Origin of the sequence: Paraburkholderia sp. SOS3 (assembly GCF_001922345.1) — a bacterium.
Taxonomy (GTDB): Bacteria; Pseudomonadota; Gammaproteobacteria; order Burkholderiales; family Burkholderiaceae; genus Paraburkholderia.
Window position 1 is genome coordinate 3054673 of sequence record NZ_CP018811.1, and the last position, 23836, is coordinate 3078508.

The following is a 23836-nucleotide window of genomic DNA, read 5'->3' on the forward strand; positions in this document are numbered from 1 at the left end:
AGACTCAGCAGCAACGATCAACGCTCATCAATCAACGCTGAAAATCGTACAAGGATCCGACACGCAGAATCTGCGTCAGTTCGTCGAGCGCCGTGCGCGATTCGTCGAGCAGTTGCGCGTCCGCGAGATCGCCCGGCGCGAGCCGGTCGCGATAGTGCCGGTCGATCCATGCATCGAGCAAAGCGAACAGCCGCCCGTCGATCCATACGCCCGGCAGCACCGCTTCGCGCTCCGCGTCGGTCAGCACGACACGCAACCGCAGGCAGGCGGGGCCGCCGCCGTTCTTCATGCTTTCGCGAAGATCGAATACCTTGACCTCGTCGATCGGTCCCGACCCCGCCACGAGCGTGTCGAGATAGCGCGCGACGCGCTCGTTTTCACGGCATTCCTGCGGCACGACGAGTATCTGCCTGCCGTCCTCGCGCATCAGCAACTGGCTGTTGAACAGATACGACGTGACGGCATCGTCGACGCTCACGAGCGCATCCGGCACTTCGATCACGTCGAACGGCGCATGCTGCGCGGCAAGCTTCGCGCGCAGTTCGTCATACACCGCGCTGGAGTCGACAAACGCGAGTTCATGGCAAAAGAGCGTGTGCGCGTTGCCGACCGCGATCACGTCGTTATGAAACACGCCCGCGTCGATCACGTCGGGATTCTGCTGCGCATAGACGGTCGTTGCTTCGGCGAGCCCATGCCGCTGCGCGACGGCGCGGCTTGCCTCGAAGGTCTGCCGCGCCGGGTAGCGCTTCGGTTCCGGACCGCGCCGGTATTCGCTGCGGCCGTACACGAAAAATTCGACGCCGCGCTCGCCATACGCCGCGCAAAAACGCGTATGGTTCGCCGCGCCTTCGTCGCCGAGCGCGGGCGTACCCGGCAACGCTTCGTGCACCGCAAAGCGGTTCTCGTCCGCGAAGATCGCGCGCAGCGTGCGGCGCGTCGATTCGTGTTCGATCGCGCGATGCAATTTGCTGCACAGATTCGCCGGCGTGAAATGCACACGGCCGTCTGCGGTGTCGGCCGAGGGACTCACGGTGGCCGCGTTCGCGGTCCACATCGCGGATGCGGAACTTGCCGCGGCGAGCAGTTCGGGCGCCTCCTTCGCGACCTTCGCCATCACGCTCGCGTCGGCGCCCGAAAAACCGAGTTCGCGCAGCAGACGCAGCGACGGCCGCTCCTGCGGCGGCAACACGGCCTGCCGGAAACCGAGGTCGGCAAGCTGCTTCATCTTGCGCAGCCCCTGCTTCGCCGCGGCCTTCGGATTGGCGACCGACTTGTCGTTCGACACCGACGCGACATTGCCGAACGAGAGGCCTGCATAGTTATGCGTCGGGCCCACCAGCCCGTCGAAATTCGCTTCGATCGCTCGCATGGTGCTATCCCTCGAAATGAAGTCCCGGCGACACGTTCGCGGGCATCTGCAACTGCGCGCTTTCGACCGACGCCATCGGGTACGAGCAATAGTCGGCCGCGTAGTACGCGCTGGGACGCTGGTTGCCCGAGCGCCCGATGCCGCCGAACGGCGCGGCCGACGACGCACCGTTGGTCGGCCGGTTCCAGTTGACGATGCCGGCGCGAATAGCTCGCTGAAAATGCGTCCATTGCGTTTCGTCGTCGGCGAGCAGGCCCGCGGAAAGTCCGTACGCGGTGTCGTTCGCACGTTCGATCGCGGCGTCGAAGCTGTCGTAGCGAATAATCTGCGCGAGCGGTCCGAAATGCTCTTCGTCGGGCAGATCGGGCACAGCGGTGACGTCGAGAAGCGCCGGGCTCACGAAGCCGAGCGCGGGATCGCGCTGCTGCATGCCGAGCAGCGGGCGCGCGCCGCGTTCCACGAGGCGCGCCTCGGCTTCGACAAGCCGGGCGGCCGCACGCGCGGTGATGACCGCGCCCATATACGGCTGCGGGTCCGCATCGTATGTGCCGACGCGAATGCGCGATGTCACGTCCACGAGTCGCGCGACAAAGCGCTCGCCGAACGCATCGTCGGGCACGAGAATGCGGCGCGCACACGTACAGCGCTGCCCCGCCGACAGGAACGCCGACTGGATCGTGTGATGGACGGCCGCATCGAGATCGGCCACTTGCGCGACGACGAGCGGATTGTTGCCGCCCATTTCGAGTGCAAGCACGATCTCCGGGCGTCCGCCGAACTGCTTGTGCAGCAGCGTGCCCGTGCCGGAGCTGCCGGTAAAGAAAAGCCCGTCGATCTGCCGATGATTCGCAAGCGCAACGCCTGTGTCTTTTTCGCCCTGTACGAGATTGAGCACACCCGCGGGCAGCCCGGCTTCCTGCCACACCTCGATGGTTGCGCGCGCAACGGCCGGCGCGAGTTCGGACGGCTTGAACACCACGGCGTTGCCCGCGATCAGCGCCGGCACGATATGCCCGTTCGGCAGATGCCCTGGAAAGTTATACGGGCCGAACACCGCGACCACGCCATGCGGGCGATGCCGCAGCACCGCGGTGCCGTCGGCGATGACCGAACGCTTTTCGCCGGTGCGCTCGTGATACGCCTGAATCGAGATATCGACTTTCGCCGCCATCGATGCGACTTCGGTGCGCGCTTCCCACAGCGGCTTGCCGGTCTCGCGGCCGATCGTCGCGGCAAGCGCTTCCTTGCGTTCGCTCAACAGCGCGGCGAAGCGGCGCGCGATCGCGCAGCGCGCTTCGAACGCCGTGGCCGACCAATGCGCGAATGCGCGGCGCGCGCTTCTGACCGCGCGCTCGACATCATCGGCCGATGCACTGTTGCCTTGCCAGACGAGCTCGTTCGTGCCGGGGTTGCGCGACGCGAACGCCGCGCCGGTACCGGCAGTCCAGCTGCCGTCGATGAATAGTTCGCTCATGCGGATCCCTGTTTCCGTTTCGGTGTGTGCATCGCCGCAAGCACGCGCACGGGGTCGCCGGCGTGCACGCGAAGCGCCGCGGCTTCGTCGGCGGACAGGCGGAACACGCCCGCTTCGACAACGCCGGGTGCGACGCCGACGCGAAAATCGTCGAGCGACGTATTCGAGACGAGCGAGCGCGGCGCTTCGCATTCACTGTCGGGCTCGCGTTCACGCGCGGGCCGAGCCGATGCCGGCGCGGCGTCGACGATCTCGACCGGCACGACCACACTCTCGCGCACGGTGCGCAAATCGGCGATATGGCATTCGAGCACCGGGCCCGCATCGAAGATATCGACATGGTTCTCGTAACGGAGCCCCTCCGCTTCGAGCATCTTGCGGGCAGGCAGCGTATCGCTGTGCGTGAGGCCGACGCATTCCTGCGCTTCTTCGGGCAGCAGATCGACATACACGGGAAAGCGCGGCATCAGTTCGGCGAGAAACGCCTTGCGGCCGTGCGAGCTCAGATAGTCGGCCGCATTGAAATCGATCTGATAGAAATGCGAACCGACCGCGCGCCAGAACGGCGACGTGCCCTCCGCATCGAAATGGCCGCGCAGTTCCGCGCAAATGCGCTGCGCAAAGCGCTCGCGGAACTGCGCGATAAACATGAAACGCGAACGCGACAGCAAGCCGCCCACCCCGCTTGCGCGATAGCGCGGGCTCAGAAACAGCGAGCACACTTCCGCATAGCCGGTCAGATCGTGCGAAATATTGAGCGCGCGCATCAGCGTCCAGATGCCGAGATCCTGGCTCGCGTGCACGACCGTGCTCACACGATAGTTGTAGAACGGCTGATCGAGGCCGACCGCCGTTTCGATGCCGCATACGCCCGCGATGTCGCCCGTCGTGCTGTCTTCCATCACGAACAGGTAGCCCTGCTCGTGCGGCGCCGCGCGATTGTCGAGCGTGCGGCGCGAGCGCGCGATGCGCGCCTCGAGCGCGGCGCGATCGGGCTTGAACGTGGTGAGGCCGGGGCCGGTTTCTCCCGCAAGGGTGACGAGCGCGTCGAGATCGCCCGTCTGCACGACACGCACGACGATCATGGGGCGTCCTCCGAAGATGCGTAGTTCTCTTCCTGATGCAGGATCACGCAGCGCACGGCATCGCCGGCATCGACGCCGAGCGCGGCCCGCGCCGCGGCCGGCAACGGCGCACCCGCGTCGCGCTCGCGCGGCAAATCGACGAGCACGCAGCGGAATTCGCCGGGGCGGTTGCTCGCGGCCATATAGGTGGCGCTGTGCGCGCGCTCGGGCGGCACGTCGTTTGCGGCGAGCACCGTGCGCATCTCGTTGCGCTTCACGCACGCGCTGCGATCGACCTGCGCGGTCAGCACCGGGCCCGCGTCGAAGATATCGACATAGCGGTCGGTCTCGAAGCCTTCTTCGAGATGAATCTCATACGCGAGCAGCGCTTTTTCGTCGGGCTCGCCGAGCACGCGCTGCGCCGCTTCGGGCAGCAGCGGCACATAGATCGGATAGCTCGGCATCACCTCGGCGATAAACGTGCTGCTGCGTCCGCCCGACTGCACTTCGATATCGGCGAAGTTGCGGCCGAAAAACTTGCGGCCCACCGCCTCCCAGAACGGCGACACGCCCGCCTCGTCGGTCACGCCGAGCAGCAGCGAAAACACCTCGGGCGTGAAGCGCTTGCGGTTCGCGGCGATATACATCATGCGCGCGCGCGACAGCAGATGCGCGGCCGCGGCGCCCCGCAGCTCGGGTTCGATATAGAAGCCGCCGAGACGGCTCTTGCCGGTCAGTTCGTGCGACATCGTCAGCGCGTGGATCTTGCGGTTCACATGCAGCTCGCGCGACGCATGAATCAGCGCATCGTTGCGAAACGCGTAGAACGGCTCCGCATAACCGGCTGCCGCGACGATGCTCGCGGTGCCGAGCAGCTTGTCGGTTTCGCTGTCTTCGAGCACGAACAGATAGAACTCCTCGCCCGGAAAATCGGCTTCTGCGCGAAACGAGTCTTCCGATAGCGCGACGCGCGCTTCGAGCGCGCGGCGGTCATGCGGCAGCGAATGCAGCACGGGCTGCGCGGCGCGCGCCATGCGGTCGAGCGCATCGAGGTCGGCGAGGCGGCCGGGGCGTACGAAGAGCATCGTCGTTCCTCAGTAGACTACTTTGCGTTCGACGCGGCCGTCGCACCGGCCACTTCCTCGATCGCCTTCGCGAGCCTTGCCAGGCCCTCGTGCAGATCGTCGAGCGGAATGATCAGCGACGGCGCGAAGCGCAGCACGTCGGGGCCCGCCATCAGCATGATGAGCCCGTGCCTGCCCGCCGCCGTGACAAAGTCTTTCGCGCGCCCCTTGAATGCACCGTCGAGCTCCGCGCCGATCAGCAGCCCCTTGCCGCGCACCTGCCTGAAGATGCCGAAACACTCGTTGAGCTTCGCAAGCGTTTCCTGCAGCACCGTGCTGCGCGAGCGGACGCCGGCAAGCAGCTGTGGATCGCTGATCAGTTCCACCACCTTCAGCGCGATCGCCGAAGCGAGCGGATTGCCGCCATACGTGGTGCCGTGCACGCCCACCTTGAAGTGCGCGGCCAGTTCTTTGGTGGTGAGCATCGCGCCGATCGGAAAGCCGTTGCCGAGCGACTTCGCCGTGGTCAGGATGTCGGGCGTCACATCGGTGTCCTGATAGGCGTAGAAAAAGCCGGTACGACCCACGCCCGTTTGCACTTCATCGAAAATCAGCAGCGCGCCGTGCCGGTCGCATGCTTCGCGCAAGGCGCGCAGAAACGCAGGATCGGCGGGAATCACGCCGCCTTCGCCCTGAATCGGCTCGACGACGACCGCGCATGTTTTCGGGCCGATCGCCTTGCGCGCCGCTTCGATATCGTTGTACGGCAGATGCACGATGCCCGCCGGCACGGGCCCGAAGCCCTCCGAGTATTTCGGCTGCCCGCCGACGCTGACGGTAAAGAACGTGCGGCCATGAAACGACTGCGTGAAGGAAACGATCTCGATCTTGTCCGCGCCATGCCGCTCGAATGCGACGCGACGCGCGAGCTTGAAGGCCGCCTCGTTCGCTTCGGCGCCGGAATTCGCGAAAAACGCGCGGTCGGCAAACGTCAGCTCTTCGAGCCGTCTTGCGAGGCGCAGCACGGGCTCGTTCGTATAGCCGTTGCCGATATGCCAGAGCTTCGCGCCCTGCTCGTTCAACACCTCGAGCAATTCGGGATGCGCATGACCGAGCGCGGTGACGGCGATGCCGCCGGCGAAGTCGATATATTCGCGGCCCTGCGTGTCCCAGACATGCGAGCCTTTGCCGCGGTCCGGCACGAACGATGCGGGAGAGAACACCGGCACCATCACTTCGTCGAAGGTCTGGCGTGTCACATTCTGGTCGTTCATGGCGCGATCCTCGTGGCGGGCAATATCCGTAGTGTAGAAAACGATGCGCGCGCCGTCTTGCGCATACGCGACGTGTTCTATCGAAGATCGCGAGGGGCGGCGTGCCGCACTATCGTACGTCGCGCGCCGGCGGCTCGCCCGGTGCGGCGGGCGCCGCAGGCGCCCCGTGCGCCGACCCGCCCGCCGCCTGCCTGTCGAGCCAGTTGCGGCGTTCTTCGCGCGGCGTCACCTTGAAGCGCTCGCGGTAGGCATTCGAAAAATGCGCGGCCGATGAAAACCCGCACGCAAGGCTGATCTGCACGACCGACTTGCTCGTGCGCTGCAACTGCGTGCGCGCCTTCGCGAGCCTCAGGCCCAGATAGTAGCGGGACGGCATCGCGCCGAGGTACTGGCGAAACAGCCGCTCGAGCTGGCGCCGCGACACGCCGACGAGACCCGCGATCTCGTCGGTCGTGAGCGGATCTTCGATGTTCGCTTCCATCAGCAGCAGCGCGTCGTTCAGATGCGGATGGCGTTCGCCCGGCGCCGTCACGTACGGAATGCGCTGCCGCTCGGCGCCCGCGCGCAGCGTGCCGACGCCAAGCGCATCGGCGATCCGTTCGGCGAGTGGCTGGCCGTGGTCGCGCGCGATCATCGCAAGCATGAAGTCGACGCTCGCCTGACCGCCCGTGCAGGTCGCGCGGTCGCGATCGATTTCGAAGATCTGCTGCGTGACGATCGCTTGCTCGAACTGCTCGGTGAACTGCTGATACGTCTCCCAGTTGACGCTCACGCGATAGCCGGACAGTTGCCCCGCCATCGCGAGCCACCAGACGCCGTGATGAATGCCTGTCACGAGCGGCGTGCGCTCGCTCGCACGTGCGAGGTTCGCGAGAAAAGGCCGGTAGTCGGAGAATGGCTCGAAGCGCTCGCTGATCACGATCAGCCAGTCGCACGCGAGCGCAGCGCCGAATGCGGCGTCGGCCGGCCATTGCGCGCCGCCCGCCAACGGCACGGGGCGCCCGTCCGCGGAGCAGACCTGCCAGCGGTACAGCGCGCGGCCATCGATTTCATTCGCGAGATTCAGCGTATCGACGACCGGTCCGACGCCGGACATCGACACCGGCGGCAATGCAACGATCGCGACCTGCGTGGTGCGCGGAGCGCCGGCTTCAGCGCCGGTCCGCGCGTCGGCTCGAGCGCTTGCGCCAACGCCGCTCTCAGCGCGGCCGCCGGCGTCTTCGCCAGTACTGCTGCCGGAAGCGGCACGAATCGATCGCGTCATGCACGCGCCGCTACTTGAGGCTGCCGGACAGAAACTGCCTGAGCCGCTCGCTCTTCGGCGTAGCGAGCACTTCGGCGGGCGGGCCTTCCTCTTCGGTGCGGCCCTGATGCAGGAACATCACGTGATTCGACACGTTGCGCGCGAAGCCCATCTCATGTGTGACGACGATCATCGTGCGGCCTTCGTCGGCGAGCGCCTGCATGACCTTCAGCACTTCGCCGACGAGTTCGGGGTCGAGCGCCGAGGTCGGTTCGTCGAACAGCATGACATCGGGGTTCATCGCGAGCGCACGCGCGATCGCGACGCGCTGCTGCTGCCCGCCCGACAGGTGCGACGGATACTGCTTCTCGAGCCGCGGCGCGAGGCCGACCTTCTCGAGGTACGTGCGCGCGCGGTCTTCGGCTTCCTTGCGAGACAGGCCCAGCACATGGATCGGCGCTTCGACGACGTTCTCCAGCACCGTCATGTGCGCCCACAGATTGAAGTGCTGGAACACCATGGCGAGTTTCGTGCGGATGCGCTGCAGCTGTTTGTGGTCGGCCACTTCGAAATTGCCTTCGCGGTCGGCCCTCGTGCGCACCGTTTCGCCGTCGACGATGATCTTGCCCGCGTTCGGCCGCTCGAGAAAATTGATGCAGCGCAGGAACGTGCTTTTGCCCGAGCCGCTCGCGCCGATAATGCTGATCACGTCGCCCTTCTGCGCGTTCATCGACACGCCCTTCAGCACTTCGTTGTCGCCATAGCGCTTGTGGATATCCTGCACGACGAGCTTGCAGACTTCATCCCTGGCTTGAGTTTGACTGTTATCGGGCAAGATGGTCTCCGGTGCAGAGGAGTCGACGGCGCGGCAGGGCAAGGTCCGCGACGGCATCAGGATCGCCGTATTGCTGCATAAAGGCAAGGTACGGCGCAGCGCGGAAAATAGCACATCCGGGCAGCGTCGCGCGACGCTCGGCATCACATAGGAAACCGCTCGAAACCGCGCTAACCCGTTCAAACCGACGAGGCGCGAACGCGCGTCACTCGCCGAGCAGCGCGCGGATCGCGGGCAGCATGGCCTCGACGGCCGCGCGCCCTTCGGCGATAGCCGGCTGCGCTCGATGAAAATCGAAGATGCCGAGGCCGCCGAGACGCGGCTGGATCAGCACGTCGGCCGGTTCGCCGGCGAGGCGGCTGCGGGTGATGCGCACCTGCATGATGTCGATGCTCTGTGCGATCGAACTGAGCATCGACGGTACGCGCGCGCTCGGCGCAGGCGGCACCCGGACGTCGCCCGGATGCACATTGCCTACGTGCACGTCGCCCACGCGATCTTCGAATCCCGGCGCCGGCTGCAGCCAGCGCGGCCACGGTTTGCCGTTACGGCGCAGTGCAGGCGTTTCGGCGGCACGCGCAACCTGGTCCGCCAGCGACGGCCCCGTCAGCAGCACATCGGCCTGCGGGTGAAGCGGATTCTCGAGCGGCATGGGCGCGGCTGCGCGCGGCGCCGGGCGTCGGCGCGCCCGCGCATGCGGACGTGCGGTGGCCGGCAACGGCAGCGCCAGGCCACCGAGGTCGCGCCCATTCAGGATGTCGTTGTTCAGGTCGACGGCAATCACACAGTCCGCGCGCATCCCGCGCGCGACCGATACCGGCACCGGATTCGCAAGCCCTCCATCGACGAGCCAGACGCCCTCATGCCAGACCGGCGTGAAAATGCCCGGAATCGCAATCGACGCGCGTACTGCGTCGACGACGCTGCCTTCCTGCAGGCACGTCTCGCGGCCCGTATCGAGCTCGGTGGCGACCGCCGCGAACGGCATCTTCAGGTCGCGAATTTCGCAGCCGTTGAAGCGCTCGGCAAAGACCTGGATCACCTTCTTGCCGCCGAACAGTCCACCCGAGAAACGCAGATCGAGCAGCCTCACGACCGACTGCCACGTGAGCCGCGAGACCCAGTCCTCGAGCCAGTCGAGGTCGCCGTGCGCATAGACCGCGCCGACCAGCGCGCCGATCGACGTGCCGCAGACGACGTCGGGCTTGATGCCCGCCTCGTGCAGCGCGCGGATCGCGCCGATATGCGCCCAGCCGCGCGCGGCGCCGCCGCCGAGCACGAGACCGATCTTCTTGTAACGACGTCGATGCGCCACCTGCCTGCCCTCTCCTCGTCGTATTGCCGTCAACGACCTTGCCGCTCAATGGCCGCGCATCACATCCGAGCGCGACGTCGTGTAGACGACGTGATTCGCATCGAAATGCACATTGAAGAACGCTTCTTCGGTGACGCCGCCTTCGCGCCACTTCCAGCTCCACACCGTTTCGGGCTTCAACGGATAGACCGCGATCTGGCCGGGCTTGCCGAGCAGCCGGCGCACTTCGTCTTCGGTCATGCCGGCGCGGATTTTCGCGAAGTTCGCCGCGGTCAGCACCTGCGTGACGGCCTGCAAGCGGCCGTCCGGACCGATGTCGACCATGTAGGTGTTGAGGCCTTCGGGACCGCGCGGATATTCGAGGCGCTTCGAGCCGTCGGTGAAGTTGCGCTCGGTTTCGGGCTTGCCCATCTGGTCGCGAATCTGCGCCTCGGTCGTGACGCCGGGCGTGAGTCCCTTGAGCAGCAGCACGTCGGGCTTGATCGCGTTGAAGAAATCCTTGAGCTTCTGCACGGCTTGCCCGGTCTGTTGATTGTCGCAGCCGGTCAGTGCAATCGATGCGCCGAGCGTGGCCGCGACCAGCGATGAATAGCGGAAGGCCATCTGAAAGCGTGGAAGGTGACGGACGTCACGAAGTCAACGACGTGACAGGATACCGCAGACGGGCGAAGCGGCGCGCAATGCGGCGAAGTCAGGACGAACCGGAAGTGCCGCGGCGCCTGAGCGAAGCTTCGGCGCACGCGCGCAGCGGCACGCACAGACCGCGTGGCCGATCGGATCGGTGCGTGGGAGATGGATGCGCGGAAATGTGAACGAAGCTCGAGAGGGCAACACAACGGCCGCGGACGTTTCGTCCCACGGCCGTTGTGCATGCTCCGCTTTGTCCGGCCGCGTTCATGCGGCTCTGTCGCTTTGTGCGGCCGCGCGTACGCGGCCGTCTGGCCCCTCGACTATGCGCCGATTGTTCACAATCTAGCGTCGCAAGGACGAACACGCGAGAGCGCGTTTACACCGAATCGGCTGACGAAACTGCAATCACGCGCGCGATGCCGACGATGCGCGCGAATGATGCGTCGGCGTCACGCTCCGGCTGAGCCGGTCGCCCGCTGCGTCCGGGGGTGCACTGCGTAGCCGACCTACGCGTGACGAGCTCAAGCGACCGGCGTCGAAGTCCGAGGAAGGCCGCGGCCATGTCGACAGCGCCAGCTTCAGGCTAATGCGCTCGTGCCTGCATTTCTGTGCGAATTCACACGCTTGCGGCTGCGGCGCAGGCTCGCCGCAGCAGAGCCCCGGCACATCGCGCAGCCCGACCATGCGGCGATTGTGGACTTATCGCGGCCTTCAGCGGAAATGAAAGCGGTTTGGCACAATCCGCTCTGATCTGCGCCGCTCAGGCGGCCTCCCTCTGGATTGCCATGATTCCCTTTTCCGTACTCGATCTGTCTCCGATCACCGCCGGCTCGACCGCCGGCGACGCCTTGCGCAACACGCTCGACCTCGCGCAACATGCGGAACGCTGGGGCTACAAGCGCTTCTGGCTGGCTGAGCATCACAACATGACGGGCATCGCGAGCGCCGCGACGTCGGTCGTGATCGGCCATGTCGCCGGCGGCACGCAAACCATCCGCGTGGGCTCGGGCGGCGTCATGCTGCCCAATCACGCGCCGCTCGTCATCGCGGAGCAGTTCGGCACGCTCGCGTCGCTGTATCCGGGCCGCATCGATCTCGGTCTTGGCCGCGCGCCCGGCACGGACCAGACCACCGCGCGCGCATTGCGCCGCGATCTGCAGGGCAGCGCGGACTCGTTTCCCGACGACGTCGTCGAACTGCAGCGCTATTTCGCCGAACCCGTCGCGGGCCAGCGCGTGCGCGCGGTGCCGGGCGCGGGACTGAACGTGCCGCTGTGGCTGCTCGGCTCGAGCCTTTTCAGCGCGCAACTGGCCGCGGCGCTCGGCCTGCCGTTCGCGTTCGCGTCGCACTTCGCGCCCGATCACATGATGACCGCGCTGCAGCTGTATCGCGCGCAGTTCCGCCCATCGGCTGCGCTCGAGCGGCCGTATGCGATGGTCGGCGTCAATCTGTTCGCCGCCGATACGAACGACGAGGCGCGGCGGCTCTTCACATCGCTGCAGCAGCAGTTCGTCAATTTGCGGCGCGGCACGCCGGGGCCGTTGCAGCCGCCCGTCGAGCGCCTCGAAGCGTCGGAGTTCGAACTGGCGAGCGTCGCGCATTCCCTCGCCTATTCGGTGATCGGCGACCGCGACACGGTGCGCGAGCAGCTCGCGTCGATCGTCGAGCAGACCGCCGCCGACGAATTGATGCTGACCGCGCAGATCTACGATCACGCCGCGCGGCTGCACTCGTTCGAACTGGCCGCGCAGATTCGCGACGAACTCGACGCGGCGGCGCGATAACGGCACATCGGCACCCGCACCCGCCTGCAGACGGGTGCAGGTACGACGGTCGAGCCGATCGGCCTCGCCGCGGCGGCGCACCGGGCATCGCTCGCACACGCCTGAACGCGGATCGTACGGCGGCGCCTCACGCATGCGGCGCCACGATCTACGCGTCCCGATGCGTAACCTTGAAATTCACGTTTTACCGTTACATGGGCCGGATGCGTCGGGCCGCGCAACTGCGTTACTTCGCGCCCTGCACCGCGGCCATGCCGTCGAGCAGCGCCTTGTGAAACGCCTGAGGATCCTGCAGCTGCGGTGCATGACCGAGCGTCGGGAATTCGACAAGCGTCGCATGGGGAATCGCGCGGGCCGCAGCCTTGCCGAGCTCCGGATAATGGCCAAGCTTCGCGCGCACGTCGGGCGGTGCGGCGTCCTTGCCGATCGCGGTGTTGTCCTTGTCGCCGATCATCAGCAGCGTCGGCACCTTGATCAGCCCGAATTCGTAATAGACGGGCTGCGTATAGATCATGTCGTAGAGCAGCGCGGAATTCCAGGCAACGAGTTGCTTGCCCGGTCCGCGATACATGCCCGCGAGCATCTGCACCCACGGTTCGTAGGCATCGCTCCATTGGCCCGCGTAGTACGTGGCCTGTTCGTAGCGGCGGATCTTGTCCGCGCTGGTCTTGAGCTCGCGCGCGTACCACTGGTCGACCGATAGCGAAGGCACGCCCTTCGCCTTCCAGTCTTCGAGGCCGATCGGGTCGACCAGCACGAGTTGCTGCGTCGCGTCCGGGTACATCAGTGCATAGCGGATCGCGAGCATGCCGCCGGTCGAATGGCCGATCATCGTCGCGCGCGTCACGCCGATCGATTCGAGCAGATCGTGCGTATTGCGCGCGAGCTGCTGGAACGTGAACTGGTAACGCTCGGGCTTGCTCGACTTGCAAAAGCCGATCTGATCCGGGGCGATGACGCGGTAGCCGGCATCGGTCAACCGGCGGATCGTCTCGACCCATGTCGCACCGCAAAAATTCTTGCCGTGCAGCAGCACCGCGGTGCGGCCGTTCGCATGGGCCGGGTCGGCGGGCGCGACATCCATATATGCCATATGCAGCGGTTCGCCTTGCGACATGAAGGTGAACTGGCGCACCGGATACGGGTAGTCGAAGCCTTCGAGTTCGGGGCCGTAGGCCGGCCCGGCGTCGCCGGCCGCGCTCCCGCCGCTCCCGCCGCTCCTGGAAACGCCGGAAGCCGCGCCGGCGGCGGACACGGCCACCGGCGCCGTACCGGTGCCCTCGGCCGCCTGAACGGCCGGCGCCAGCGCGATCGTCAGCGCACAGACGCCACCCGTCAACGCAGACGAAACTCGGGAAACCGAAAGGGAAACTGAGCGGGAAGCTGCGGGCAAAAGCGAAGACAACGACGCGAGCGTGAAAGGATGGCGCGGTTTCATGGGTTTGTTGTTGATTGAGAGGCGCAGGGCCATGCCGCTTGCCGTGCAAGCTATCGACCACTGATCGCGGTGCACGGCAGCAGCAGTAACCCGAACTTGAACCGACGTGGATCGGAGCGGATGATTCTACCTGGCGCCGCTCGAACGTGCTGGCGCAGGCACAGCCGGCACCCGTGCCTCGCAAGGGCGGGGAGGCACGAGGTTTGCAATATGCAGGTCTTGCTGCGCATTGCGCACGGGGTCCGCAAGGTCCAGACTGTCGAAGGTCGCATTCACAACAATAAACAGGAACAATACGGTTCGCAGCACGCCAGCTTGTCCGTCCGGGGGCTTCATCGAAAGCAACAGTGACCCGCGTAAGCGCCAAAGCGCCAGCGCAGGTCGACAAAGGAGACGCAGATGGATACTCCGGCAAGCCTGAACGATCTGCAACACACCACGCTCGCCATCGTGCTTGCGGGCGGCCGCGGCACCCGGCTCGGGCCGCTCACCAACAAGCGCGTCAAACCGGCCGTTCACTTCGGCGGCAAATACCGCATCATCGATTTCGCGTTGTCGAACTGCCTGAACTCGGGCATCCGCCGCATCGCCGTGGTCACGCAATACAAGGCGCACTCGCTGCTGCGGCACGTGCAGCGCGGCTGGGGTTTCCTGCGCGGCGAGTTCAACGAGTTCATCGATCTGTGGCCCGCGCAGCAGCGCGTCGAAGGCGCGCACTGGTATCGCGGCACGGCCGACGCGGTGTTCCAGAATCTCGACATCATCCGCTCGATCGGGCCAAAGTACATCATCGTGCTGGCGGGCGACCACATCTACAAGATGGACTACACGCGCATGGTGATGGACCATGTGGAAAGCGGCGCGGACTGCACGGTCGGCTGCATCGAGGTGCCGCGCATGGAAGCGGTCGCCTTCGGCGTGATGGCCGTCGACGAGCAGCGCCGCGTGACGGGCTTCGTCGAAAAGCCGGCCGATCCGCCCGCGATGCCGGGGCGCCCCGATATCGCGCTGGCCAGCATGGGCATCTATGTGTTCAACGCGCAGTATCTGTACGAACAGCTCGAGGACAACATCACGAGCGGCGCGACGGACCACGACTTCGGCAAGGACATCATTCCGCGCGTCGTGACCTCGGGCAAGGCGATCGCGCATCCGTTCAGCATGTCGTGCGTCTCGTCGGACCCGACCGTGGAGTCGTACTGGCGCGACGTCGGTACGATCGACGCATACTGGGCCGCGAATCTCGACCTCGCGTCGACGATTCCGACGCTCGACCTGTACGACCGCAACTGGCCGATCTGGACGCATCTCGAGCAGTTGCCGCCCGCCAAATTCGTGCGCGACCTGAATGGCTTGCAGGGCTCGGCGACGAACCTCGTTGTCTGCGCGGGCTGCGTGATCTCGGGCTCGCAGATTTCCCGCTCGGTGCTGTCGACCAACGTCGTCGTGAACTCATTCTGTAACATCAATGAGGCAGTCTTGCTGCCGCAGGTCACGATCGGCGCGAGCTGCCGGCTGCGCAAGGTCGTGATCGACCGCGGCTGCCAGATTCCGGACGGCACGGTGATCGGCGAAGACCCGGCGCGCGATGCCGAACGGTTCTATCGCACCGAAAGCGGCGTCGTGCTCGTGACGCCGGAAGCGTTGCGACGGGACGCGGCGCGCTGAGGCCGCAGCGCACGCAGGCCGGCACGCCTGCGCGCAGCACGGCATATGTGATTTCCACAAGGCCGCCGCGCGCCGCCGCGGCGGCACAAACATCGATGCCCCCCGATTGCGAGGACGACGCCTATGACGATTCGTGCGCTGCACGTGGCAAGCGAGCTGTATCCCCTTCTGAAGACAGGCGGCCTCGCCGACGTGACCGGCGCGCTGCCGCCCGCGTTGATCGAGCTCGGCGCCGACGTGCGCGTGCTGCTGCCGGGCTTCCCGTCCGTGCTCGCGGGACTGGCGGACCTGAAGCCCGTCGCGCGCCTCGAACGCACTTTCGGCGCGCCCGAGGCGACGCTCGAACAGGGCACGCTCGCGGCGAACGGCGTGATCGTCTATGTGCTGCGCGCCGACGCGTTCTACGAGCGGCCCGGCAATCCGTATCTCGATGCGCAGCATGTGCCGTATGGCGATAACGCGCAGCGTTTCGCGCTGCTCGGCTGGTGCGCGGCACAATTGGCCCAGCATCTCGATCCGGCCTGGGCGCCGCAGATCGTGCACGCGCACGACTGGCACGCGGGCCTCGCGCCCGCCTATCTGAGGGCCGCCGAGCGCGAGCGCGGCCGGCCGCTCGCGAAAAGCGTGTTCACGGTGCACAACCTCGCTTACCAGGGCGTCTTTCCGGCGCAGCAGTTCGGCATGCTCGGACTGCCGTCCGACTTCTTCGGCATCGACGGCATCGAGTTCTACGGCCAGATGTCGTTCCTGAAAGCGGGCCTCTACTTTTCGGACCGCCTGACTACGGTCAGCCCAACCTATGCGCGCGAAATCCAGACCCTCGCCCAGGGCGGCGGTCTGCACGGCCTGCTGCGCCAACGCATGCACGACCTGTCGGGCATTCTGAACGGCGTCGACTACACGGTCTGGAGACCGTCGACCGACACGCTGCTGCCCGCGCGCTATACCGATACGCGTCTTGCCGGCAAGCGCGCCTGCAAGACGTCGCTGCAGGCCCGCTTCGGGCTGCCGCAGAAAAGCGACGTGCTGCTGTTCGGCGTGGTAAGCCGGCTCACCGAGCAGAAAGGCCTCGACCTGCTGCTCGCCGCGCTGCCCGAAATCATCCGCCGCGGCGGTCAACTGGTCGTGTTCGGCACCGGCGACCCTGCGCTCGAAACGGGCCTGCAGCGCGTCGCGCAGACGCATCCGGAATCGGTCGCGGTCGAACTGGGCTTCGACGAAACGCTCGCGCACGCGATCATCGCCGGCAGCGACGTCGTCGCGGTGCCGTCGCGTTTCGAGCCGTGCGGGCTCACGCAACTCTACGCGCTGGCTTACGGCACGCTGCCGCTCGTGCATCGGGTGGGGGGCCTCGCCGACACGGTCGTCGACGCATCGCTCGAAAATCTCGCCGACGAAGCCGCGACCGGCTTCGTGTTCGACCGCTTCGAGCCCGAGGCGCTCGCTGCCGCGATCCGCCGGGCCTTTGCGCTGTACGCGCGGCGCAGCGAATGGAAGGCCACGCAGCAGCGTGCGATGCGCGAGGATTTCGGCTGGAGCACGTCGGCCGGACGGTACCTGGCGTTGTATCGCGAGCTCGTCTGACTCGCCCGCAGGGCGCGCTTGACGGTTCGGCGCAACAGCGCGCATCGCCCGATCGTTGCACGGCACAAAAAGTCATGTATTGTTCATTGACGCACATTGGGCGCGAGGGATCCGCGCGCAACACCCAATGTGCATGGGCATCGGGCCGCAAGCCCGATCGATCGAGGCAACCCGGCGAGCCGCTCGCTATAAAAATTACGCGCGTCCTGCGCACCGCCAGTCATGAAAAGCGTTCTGAGCATCCAGTCGCACGTCGTCTTCGGGCACGCGGGCAACAGCGCCGCGGAATTCCCGATGCGGCGTCTGGGCGTCAACGTGTGGCCGCTCAATACCGTCCAGTTTTCGAATCACACGCAATACGGCCATTGGGCCGGCAGCGCAATCGACGCGAAGCAGATGCAGGAGCTCGTCGAAGGGATCGGCGCAATCGGCATGCTGCCGCGCTGCGACGCCGTGCTGTCCGGCTATCTCGGCACACCCGAGCAGGCGCAGGCGGTGATCGAGATCGTCCGCGCCGTGAAGGCGGCGAACCCGCACGCGCGCTACTTCTGCGACCCGGTGATGGGCACCGCCACGGGTTGCCGCGTCGAACCGGGCATTCAGGAGTTTCTCGTCAACTCGATGCCGGAGGTGTCGGACGCGATCATGCCGAACCACAGCGAGCTGCAACGGCTCGTCGGCCGCATGATCGAGACGACCGAGGAAGCGGTCGTCGCGTGCCGCGAACTGATGCAGCGCGGGCCGAAGCTCGTGCTCGTCAAACATCTGCTCGATCGCAATAGCCCGGCCGACCGTTTCAATATGCTCGTCGTGACCGAGCGCGAGAACTGGGTCGGGCAGCGCCCGCTCTATCCGTTTGCGCGCCAGCCGGTCGGCGTCGGCGATCTCACGAGTGCGGTGTTCGTCGCGCGCACGCTGCTGGGCGACCCGCTGCGCGTCGCGTTCGAGCATACGCTCGCGGCCGTCAACGGCGTGATGCGCGCGACGTGGGACGCCGGCCGCTACGAACTCGAGCTCGTCGCGGCGCAGAACGACATCGCGCATCCGCGCGAGTGGTTCGATGCGTGGGTCGTCGAATCGGCGTGACGATGCGCGACGCGGCGCAAGCCGGCGTCGGCTTGCGCGAGGCTTTGCGAGCGCCGCTGCGGCTGCCTCGCTACTCGTCGCCGAGGAAATGCAGAACCGCGAAGTTGAACGCCGCGGGGTCCTGCAGGAACGCGAAGTGGCTCGTATCGGGCAAGATCGCGAGACCTGCGCCCGGTATCGTCGCGGCCATATATTCGGTGTGCGCGCGCTTGATTGCTTCGTCGTGATCGCCATCGAGCACGAGCACCGGCGATCTGATCGACTTCAGCTGATCGTCGGTCCAGTTCGGCTGCGATGCCCACATATGGCTGATCTGTTCGACGAACGCGTCGTACTCCTTCGGTGTGGGCGACAGCCGCCCGTATTCGTCGCCGGCGCGTTTGATAAAGGCGGCAAAGGTCGGATTCTTTTCGACGCCTTCGATCACGCCGTCGGTTTTCGTGTTCGCGGCGAACGCGACCACCTTGCCGACGCGATCCGGATGCCGGATCGCCAGGTCGAGCCCGATGATCGCGCCGTCGCTCCAGCCGACCACATCGGCCTTTTGCAGATGCAGCTTGTCCATCAGCGCCACGACGTCGTCGGCCATCAGGTCGTAGCCGAACGCACGCGTATCGCGCGAGCTGCGTCCATGACCGCGGCTATCGACGACCACCACCTTGTGGCGCTGCATCAGCGCCCGAATCTGGTTGCCGAGGTAGTCCGAATTCGCCAGCCCGCCGTGCAGCAGAATGACCGGTGAGCCGCGCCCGATCGTCGCGTAGTAGAGATGGATGCCGTTGACATCCGCCCTGCCCGTTAGCTCGCCCGCGACCGGCGCGGGCGTCGGCGGCAAGGTCTGCCAGCGCGGTGGCGACTGGACCTGCGCCTCGGCGTGATGTAGTGCTAATGCCGCGCACGCGAACAGAAAGCAGCGCAACAGACGTGATTGGGGTTTTGCGGACATGGGGCGATCTCCTCGGAGGATGCGGGTTCATATCGGGCGTCGCAACGCATACACATAACAAACGATATCCCTGCACTATTCCTTCATAACGCTTCGGCCCTCATCTCGCGCCTGACTCACGTCCTATAATGCGTGCCGCGCAACAGCGATCACATGGCAAACGCAGCGCGATCGCAGCGCCCATGCACCACGAACGCGCGCAGTTTTCAATCAAGGCATAGAGGTATCGATGGACGGCTATATCCGCAGTGAACGCGAAGAGCAATTCGAGGCGCTGTGCGTCAGCGTCGACGCAGACGAGGCACACGAGCAGGAAGCGATCGAGTTCTTCGAAGCACAGTTCGCAGAGGACGGCTTCGACGCCGCGCAATGGCTCGATATTGCGCTCTACTACTCGCCCGCGGTCGCGCGCGGCATCATCGACATGGTCACGCCCGACGACAAGGCGCGCAGCAATATCGCGTTCGTCATCGCCGATAGTCTCGACATTTCGTACGGCGAGGAAGAATGCCGGCAATTCGCCGAGACGCTGCAGTTCGCGATGGCCAACGGCGTGCCCGTCGATCTCGACATCGTGCTCGACGGCTGCCAGAACGCACTCGACGACCTCGACACGTGGGCCGACGACGAAACCAAAGAGCCGCTTTTAGGGCTGCGCGAAGAACTGTTGCGCATGCAGGGCGAGCAGTGACCGCCTGATCCTATGTTCGCGGGCCGTATCGCGGCCCGTATCTCGGCCCGTATCGCGGGCCGCCCTCGCGCCCCGCCCTCGCGCCATCAAGGCGAGCCGCGCCGTCTTTTTTCCGACTTACTTCCGCACCCCTCATCGTGCTTGCGCGGCCTTGCGCTTTTTGTAGGCAAATTGCCAACAGGCGAAAAGAAATTTAAACGTCAGCTAAATATCACGCGGCGTTCACTGCTCATACCTATCGTCTCCCGGATCGATCCAAAACCGTTTTTTCAACGCTAGTCCCGGGAGACTACGACATGGCACGTGCCCACCCCCTTGCATCGTTGCGTCCGAAGAACGCTTTGAAGTCCGCTTTGAAGCCCCTTGCGGCTGCAACACTGTTTGGCCTCGCCTCGCTCGGCGCGCAAGCGCAGACCGCGGCGAGCGCATCGCAGATCCCCGACCCGAGCACCGAAATCACGCAGAGCGGCTACTCGCCGACCTACCTCGGCGTCGATGCCGAAACCGCGACCGTGCCGTCGAATCCCGCGACGGCCGGCGGCCCGCCGACGATCAGCCGTGCCTATATCACGCGCGTCGACCTGTTCGCGCCGGGCATCACGCTCGAGACGACGCAGCACAGCGGCTCGCTCAATACGACGGCCGAGACGATTTCGCAGTTCGCCGCACGTACGCGTACGCGCATCGCGATCAATGGCAACTTCTTCGCGCCGTGCTGCAACGCGGCTCCCGAACCGAAAACCGTGATCGGCCTGCTCGTCTCGAACGGCAACGTGGTGAGTCCGCTCACAACCGATCCGACGCAAAGCGAAGCGGTGCTCGCGGTGACGCGGCAGAACCGCGCATTTATCGCTGAAGCGCCGCAGATCTCGCCGGCCGAACTGAAGCTGATCCAGTACGCGGTGGCCGGTTCGGCGATCCTCGTGAAGAACGGCCAGGACGTCAGCGCGCAAAGCCCGAACGAGGGCGATCCGTTGAATCCGAATCCGCGCACGCTAGTCGGACTGTCGCATAGCGGCCGCTACCTGTACTTCGCGGTGATCGACGGCCGGCTGCCCGGCTACTCGACCGGCACGACGAACGAACAATCGGCGCAGCTGATGCTGGCGGCCGGCGCGACCGACGCGATCAATCTCGACGGCGGCGGTTCGACCGAAATGGTCCGCGCCGACGTGCTCGGGGAGCCGTTTATCGTGAATACGCCGAGCGGCGGCGCCGAACGCTTCGATGCGGTCGGCTTCGGGGTGCACGCGTTAGCGTTGCCGCAACTGCCGTTCTAAGCGGCATGGGTGCGGGCCGCGCCGAACCAGATCGCGGCTTCGCACCCATTCGCCGCAAGCGCCTCGCGCGGCGATATGCCATAGCGTTCCCTGAACGCGCGGCTAAAGTGCGCGGGCGTCGAAAACCCGCAGCGATACGCGATATCGCCAATCTGCACGCGGCCCCCATCGCTGCACCCGCCTCGCTCACCGCGCCTGCCGCGCCTCAACATGTCCGCCGCCAGCGCGAGCCGGCTCTGCCACACATAGCGCATGACCGACTGGCCCTCTGCGCGAAACAGCCGGCTCAGGTGCGCCTCCGATACATAGACCGCCGCTGCGATCAGCGGCACCGTCAGCTCCGGATTGCGCAGATTCTGCGCGATGAAACGCCGCGCGCGGAATAACGTCGCATCGCTGCTGCGCGCTCGCGTCAGCGCGGCAGGGTCCTCGATCAGCAGATCGATCAGTTCGAGTAGCTGATCGCCCTGGCGATAGCGAAACGCCGCGCTCGTCTCGCCGCGCTGCGCGGCGATCGACATCACGAGTTCGCCGATCGCGCGCGTATCGGCAGCCGACATGTCGGGCGTGATCAGTCCGCGCAGCGCGTGCCGCAGCCCGCGCTCTTTCAGCGCGTGCGACGGGAAGCGCAGCGCGATCATATCGGTCTGCTCACCGAAAGATTGCCGGTACGCCTGCGAAGACTCGACGAGCACGATCTCGCCCGGCCCGATGCGCCGCGCCTGCCGGCCCTGTTCGATATGCATCGCGCCGTTCGTGACGAGCTTCAGATACAGCCATGAGTCGTCGCGGTCGGCCAGCGGCGCCAGCGACATATGCATGAAACGCCCGTCCAGCATGTCGAGCCGGCCGAGGCTCCATGCGTCGAGGCTCGAGCCGGCCGATCCGCCCGACTCGTACTTGCAGTCGAGATGCAGCTTCATTGCGCTGTCGTGGCGCCAGTTGTCCTTGCTATTGGGATCGTCGGTCACCGCGATTCGGCGGCAGTAGTCGTTTTGCATGTCTTCAGAAAGTTGTCGGCAAATGGAGCGCGGATCGGGAGATCGCGCCCTGCCGAACCGTACTGAAAGAACAGGCGCAGACGATCGCTTATTCCAGGCAACGCCGTATACACGAACGGAAAAGCGCGTGAATTCAAGCGCGCGTCGACGCCGCGCAAAACGCGCGCTCCGGCCAAATCGCCTGCCGGTTCTGGAACACTCGCGTGCGCGCGGCTCCCTTACGCTTGTCCTACCGATCCACTCGACAACGCAACGCACCGCGTCCGCACGCGTCGCGCCCCGCCGCCCTCAACGTTTGCGCTTCAAGGAGCCCGCATGCAAGCTTTTCAAACCCATTTCTGGAACTGGGAATCCCATCCGGCCGCCGACCAGGCCGTCCGTCCGCTACGCATCGTACGCGGCGACGGCTGCTATCTGTACGACGATCTGGGAAACGAACTGGTCGACGGTTCATCCGGCCTCTGGAATGTCGCGGTGGGACACAATCGCCGCGAAGTCAAGCAAGCAATTACGAAGCAGCTCGACGAGCTCGAGTACTCGACGCTGTTCGGCGGTGCGATCTCGCATCCGCGCGCCGAGGAACTCGCGAAGCGCCTCGTCGACATGCTCGAGCCGGAACAGATGCGCCGCGTGTTCTTCAGCCAGGGCGGCTCGGACGCGGTCGAAACCGCGCTGAAGCTCGCTCGCCAGTACTGGAAGATCGAAAAGCAGCCCGAGCGCAGCAAGTTCATCGCGCTGCGCATGGCCTATCACGGGACGCATTTCGGCTCGGCCGCCGTCAACGGCTTCACCGTATTCCGGCGCAATTACGAACCGACGCTACCCGGCGTGTTCCACGTCGAGCCGCCGTGGCTGTATCGCAATCCGTTCACTGAGGATCCCGATGAACTCGGCAAGCTCTGCGCCGCGCTGCTCGAACGCGAGATCGTGTTCCAGGGACCGGACACGGTCGCCGCGTTCATCGCCGAACCGATTCAGGGCGCGGGCGGCGTGATCGTGCCGCCCGCGAACTATTGGCCGCTCGTGCGCGAAGTGTGCGACCGTCACGGCGTGCTGCTGATCGCCGATGAAGTGGTGACCGGCTTCGGACGTACCGGTGCGTTATTCGGCAGCCGCATGTGGGGCGTGAAGCCCGACATCATGTGTTTCGCGAAGAGCCTGTCGTCGGGCTATGCGCCGCTCGGCGCGACCGTCGTCAACGAACGCGTCGCACGCGCGTTCCACGCCAACAGCGATTTCACCGGCGCGATCATGCACGGCTACACGAACTCCGGCCATCCCGTTGCATGCGCGGCCGCGCTCGCCACGCTCGATATCGTCGAGCGCGACGGGCTCACGGCCAATGCCGCGACACAAGGCGACTACCTGCTCGGCGCGCTGCGCCCGTTTGTCGACCGTTTCGACACGGTCGGCGACGTGCGCGGCAAAGGCCTGCTCGTCGCGCTCGATCTCGTGGCGGACAAGTCGACGCGTGAGCCGCTCGATCTGATGGGCGGCTACCCCAACCGCGTGTGCGATATCGCGCGCGCGCATGGCGCACTCGTGCGACCGATGGGAACGATGATCGTTGCCGCGCCACCGCTCGTCGCCGATCAAAAGCCTCTCGACGTGATCGTTGCGGCGCTTGCAGCCGGACTCGAACAGGCAAAGCGTTAATCGCGCCGCGCTTCTCGCGTCGTTTCTCTCACGCCTCTCCTATACACGGGCGCCCGTTCGCAATTATCGGGCGCCGGTCGTTTTGCGCCGTTCCGAACGGCCGCGAATGTTCGCCGTTCCTCGCAAACCGCTTCATCGTGCAGCCGCTATGCCGAAATCCGCATCGCGCATGCCGTGATCTGCCAAGACGGCCAAAAATTGGCTCTCTATATTCGCGCCAATCGGACGTGAGCTGCTTGCGCTTGCGTTCGACATGCTTCGCGTTTTCCTGCATTGCAGGCTGCTTCGCGTCATCCGTAATCTCGTGCATTCCTATCTTGCGAGGAGATCCCGCCGCCCGATCGATACGACATCGCCGCCCCATCCGATCAAGCATTGCATCGAGCAATCCGGCAAGCCGCGCCGTAGCAAGCCTGAAGCTGCGCAGCGCG

Annotated in this window: 19 protein-coding genes; 7 read left to right on the forward strand and 12 right to left on the reverse strand. The window is 65.7% G+C overall.

Annotated features, from left to right (window positions below):
• Nucleotides 1-31: 31 nt before the first annotated feature.
• The 9 genes from astB to BTO02_RS13620 all read right to left on the reverse strand — a co-directional run bounded on the left by astB (nucleotide 32) and on the right by BTO02_RS13620 (nucleotide 10244).
• The gene (astB, locus tag BTO02_RS13580; RefSeq protein ID WP_075157472.1) at nucleotides 32-1372 is read right to left on the reverse strand and encodes an N-succinylarginine dihydrolase; all 1341 of its coding nucleotides are present in this window, start codon (nucleotides 1370-1372) and stop codon (nucleotides 32-34) included.
• 4 nt (nucleotides 1373-1376) lie between these two features.
• Nucleotides 1377-2846 (reverse strand): succinylglutamate-semialdehyde dehydrogenase, encoded by a 1470-nt coding sequence (astD, locus tag BTO02_RS13585; RefSeq protein ID WP_075157473.1) that lies wholly within the window; start codon nucleotides 2844-2846, stop codon nucleotides 1377-1379.
• Nucleotides 2843-3931 carry an arginine N-succinyltransferase gene (astA, locus tag BTO02_RS13590; RefSeq protein WP_075157474.1) on the reverse strand — a complete coding sequence of 363 codons (1089 nt, stop codon included), beginning with the start codon at nucleotides 3929-3931 and terminating at the stop codon, nucleotides 2843-2845. The genes astD and astA overlap by 4 nt, the downstream gene beginning before the upstream one ends.
• Nucleotides 3928-4995 carry an arginine/ornithine succinyltransferase subunit alpha gene (gene aruF / locus BTO02_RS13595; protein WP_075157475.1) on the reverse strand — a complete coding sequence of 356 codons (1068 nt, stop codon included), beginning with the start codon at nucleotides 4993-4995 and terminating at the stop codon, nucleotides 3928-3930. Before aruF ends, astA begins: the two co-directional genes overlap by 4 nt.
• Before the next feature lie 17 nt (nucleotides 4996-5012).
• Entirely contained in the window at nucleotides 5013-6248 is a 1236-nt protein-coding gene (locus BTO02_RS13600; protein ID WP_075157476.1) for an aspartate aminotransferase family protein, read from the reverse strand.
• 109 nt (nucleotides 6249-6357) lie between these two features.
• On the reverse strand, nucleotides 6358-7512 hold the full coding sequence (locus BTO02_RS13605; RefSeq protein WP_083615115.1) for a GlxA family transcriptional regulator: 1155 nt from the start codon (nucleotides 7510-7512) through the stop codon (nucleotides 6358-6360).
• A gap of 10 nt (nucleotides 7513-7522) precedes the next feature.
• Nucleotides 7523-8326 carry an ABC transporter ATP-binding protein gene (locus tag BTO02_RS13610; RefSeq protein ID WP_075157477.1) on the reverse strand — a complete coding sequence of 268 codons (804 nt, stop codon included), beginning with the start codon at nucleotides 8324-8326 and terminating at the stop codon, nucleotides 7523-7525.
• A 205-nt stretch (nucleotides 8327-8531) separates the two neighbouring features.
• Complete coding sequence (locus BTO02_RS13615; protein ID WP_075157478.1) at nucleotides 8532-9641, reverse strand: patatin-like phospholipase family protein; 1110 nt, start codon at nucleotides 9639-9641, stop codon at nucleotides 8532-8534.
• Nucleotides 9642-9686: 45 nt separating this feature from the next.
• Nucleotides 9687-10244: a hypothetical protein gene (locus BTO02_RS13620; RefSeq protein WP_075157479.1), complete on the reverse strand. Its 558-nt coding sequence runs from the start codon at nucleotides 10242-10244 to the stop codon at nucleotides 9687-9689.
• 812 nt (nucleotides 10245-11056) lie between these two features.
• Here BTO02_RS13620 and BTO02_RS13630 point away from each other — a divergent pair.
• A complete protein-coding gene (locus BTO02_RS13630) occupies nucleotides 11057-12055 on the forward strand; it encodes an LLM class flavin-dependent oxidoreductase (RefSeq protein ID WP_075157481.1) in 999 nt (332 codons plus the stop codon).
• A 226-nt stretch (nucleotides 12056-12281) separates the two neighbouring features.
• On the opposite strand, the gene BTO02_RS13635 is transcribed toward BTO02_RS13630, so the two are convergent.
• Complete coding sequence (locus tag BTO02_RS13635; RefSeq protein ID WP_332262248.1) at nucleotides 12282-13394, reverse strand: alpha/beta fold hydrolase; 1113 nt, start codon at nucleotides 13392-13394, stop codon at nucleotides 12282-12284.
• Nucleotides 13395-13892: 498 nt separating this feature from the next.
• Here BTO02_RS13635 and glgC point away from each other — a divergent pair, with 498 nt between their 5' ends.
• The 3 genes from glgC (at nucleotide 13893) to pdxY (ending at nucleotide 17831) form a co-directional block, all read left to right on the forward strand.
• A complete protein-coding gene (gene glgC, locus BTO02_RS13640) occupies nucleotides 13893-15161 on the forward strand; it encodes a glucose-1-phosphate adenylyltransferase (RefSeq protein WP_075157482.1) in 1269 nt (422 codons plus the stop codon).
• 123 nt (nucleotides 15162-15284) lie between these two features.
• Nucleotides 15285-16745, forward strand: coding sequence for a glycogen synthase GlgA (gene glgA / locus BTO02_RS13645; RefSeq protein WP_075157483.1), 1461 nt, complete (start codon nucleotides 15285-15287; stop codon nucleotides 16743-16745).
• Between the two features lie 222 nt (nucleotides 16746-16967).
• Nucleotides 16968-17831: a pyridoxal kinase PdxY gene (gene pdxY / locus BTO02_RS13650; RefSeq protein ID WP_075157484.1), complete on the forward strand. Its 864-nt coding sequence runs from the start codon at nucleotides 16968-16970 to the stop codon at nucleotides 17829-17831.
• A 70-nt stretch (nucleotides 17832-17901) separates the two neighbouring features.
• Here the strand turns inward: pdxY and BTO02_RS13655 are convergent, their stop codons facing one another.
• Nucleotides 17902-18777, reverse strand: coding sequence for an alpha/beta fold hydrolase (locus BTO02_RS13655; RefSeq protein ID WP_075157485.1), 876 nt, complete (start codon nucleotides 18775-18777; stop codon nucleotides 17902-17904).
• Between the two features lie 229 nt (nucleotides 18778-19006).
• Between BTO02_RS13655 and BTO02_RS13660 the strand changes: the two genes are divergently transcribed.
• Both BTO02_RS13660 and BTO02_RS13665 read left to right on the forward strand, forming a co-directional pair.
• Entirely contained in the window at nucleotides 19007-19468 is a 462-nt protein-coding gene (locus BTO02_RS13660) for a hypothetical protein (protein WP_075157486.1), read from the forward strand.
• A 296-nt stretch (nucleotides 19469-19764) separates the two neighbouring features.
• Nucleotides 19765-20748, forward strand: coding sequence for a phosphodiester glycosidase family protein (locus BTO02_RS13665; protein WP_083615117.1), 984 nt, complete (start codon nucleotides 19765-19767; stop codon nucleotides 20746-20748).
• On the opposite strand, the gene BTO02_RS35110 is transcribed toward BTO02_RS13665, so the two are convergent.
• Nucleotides 20745-21719, reverse strand: a complete 975-nt coding sequence (locus BTO02_RS35110) for a helix-turn-helix domain-containing protein (RefSeq protein WP_075157488.1) — start codon at nucleotides 21717-21719, stop codon at nucleotides 20745-20747. The genes BTO02_RS13665 and BTO02_RS35110 overlap by 4 nt on opposite strands.
• A gap of 345 nt (nucleotides 21720-22064) precedes the next feature.
• Between BTO02_RS35110 and BTO02_RS13680 the strand changes: the two genes are divergently transcribed.
• Entirely contained in the window at nucleotides 22065-23405 is a 1341-nt protein-coding gene (locus BTO02_RS13680; RefSeq protein WP_075157490.1) for an aminotransferase class III-fold pyridoxal phosphate-dependent enzyme, read from the forward strand.
• Nucleotides 23406-23836 lie beyond the last annotated feature (431 nt).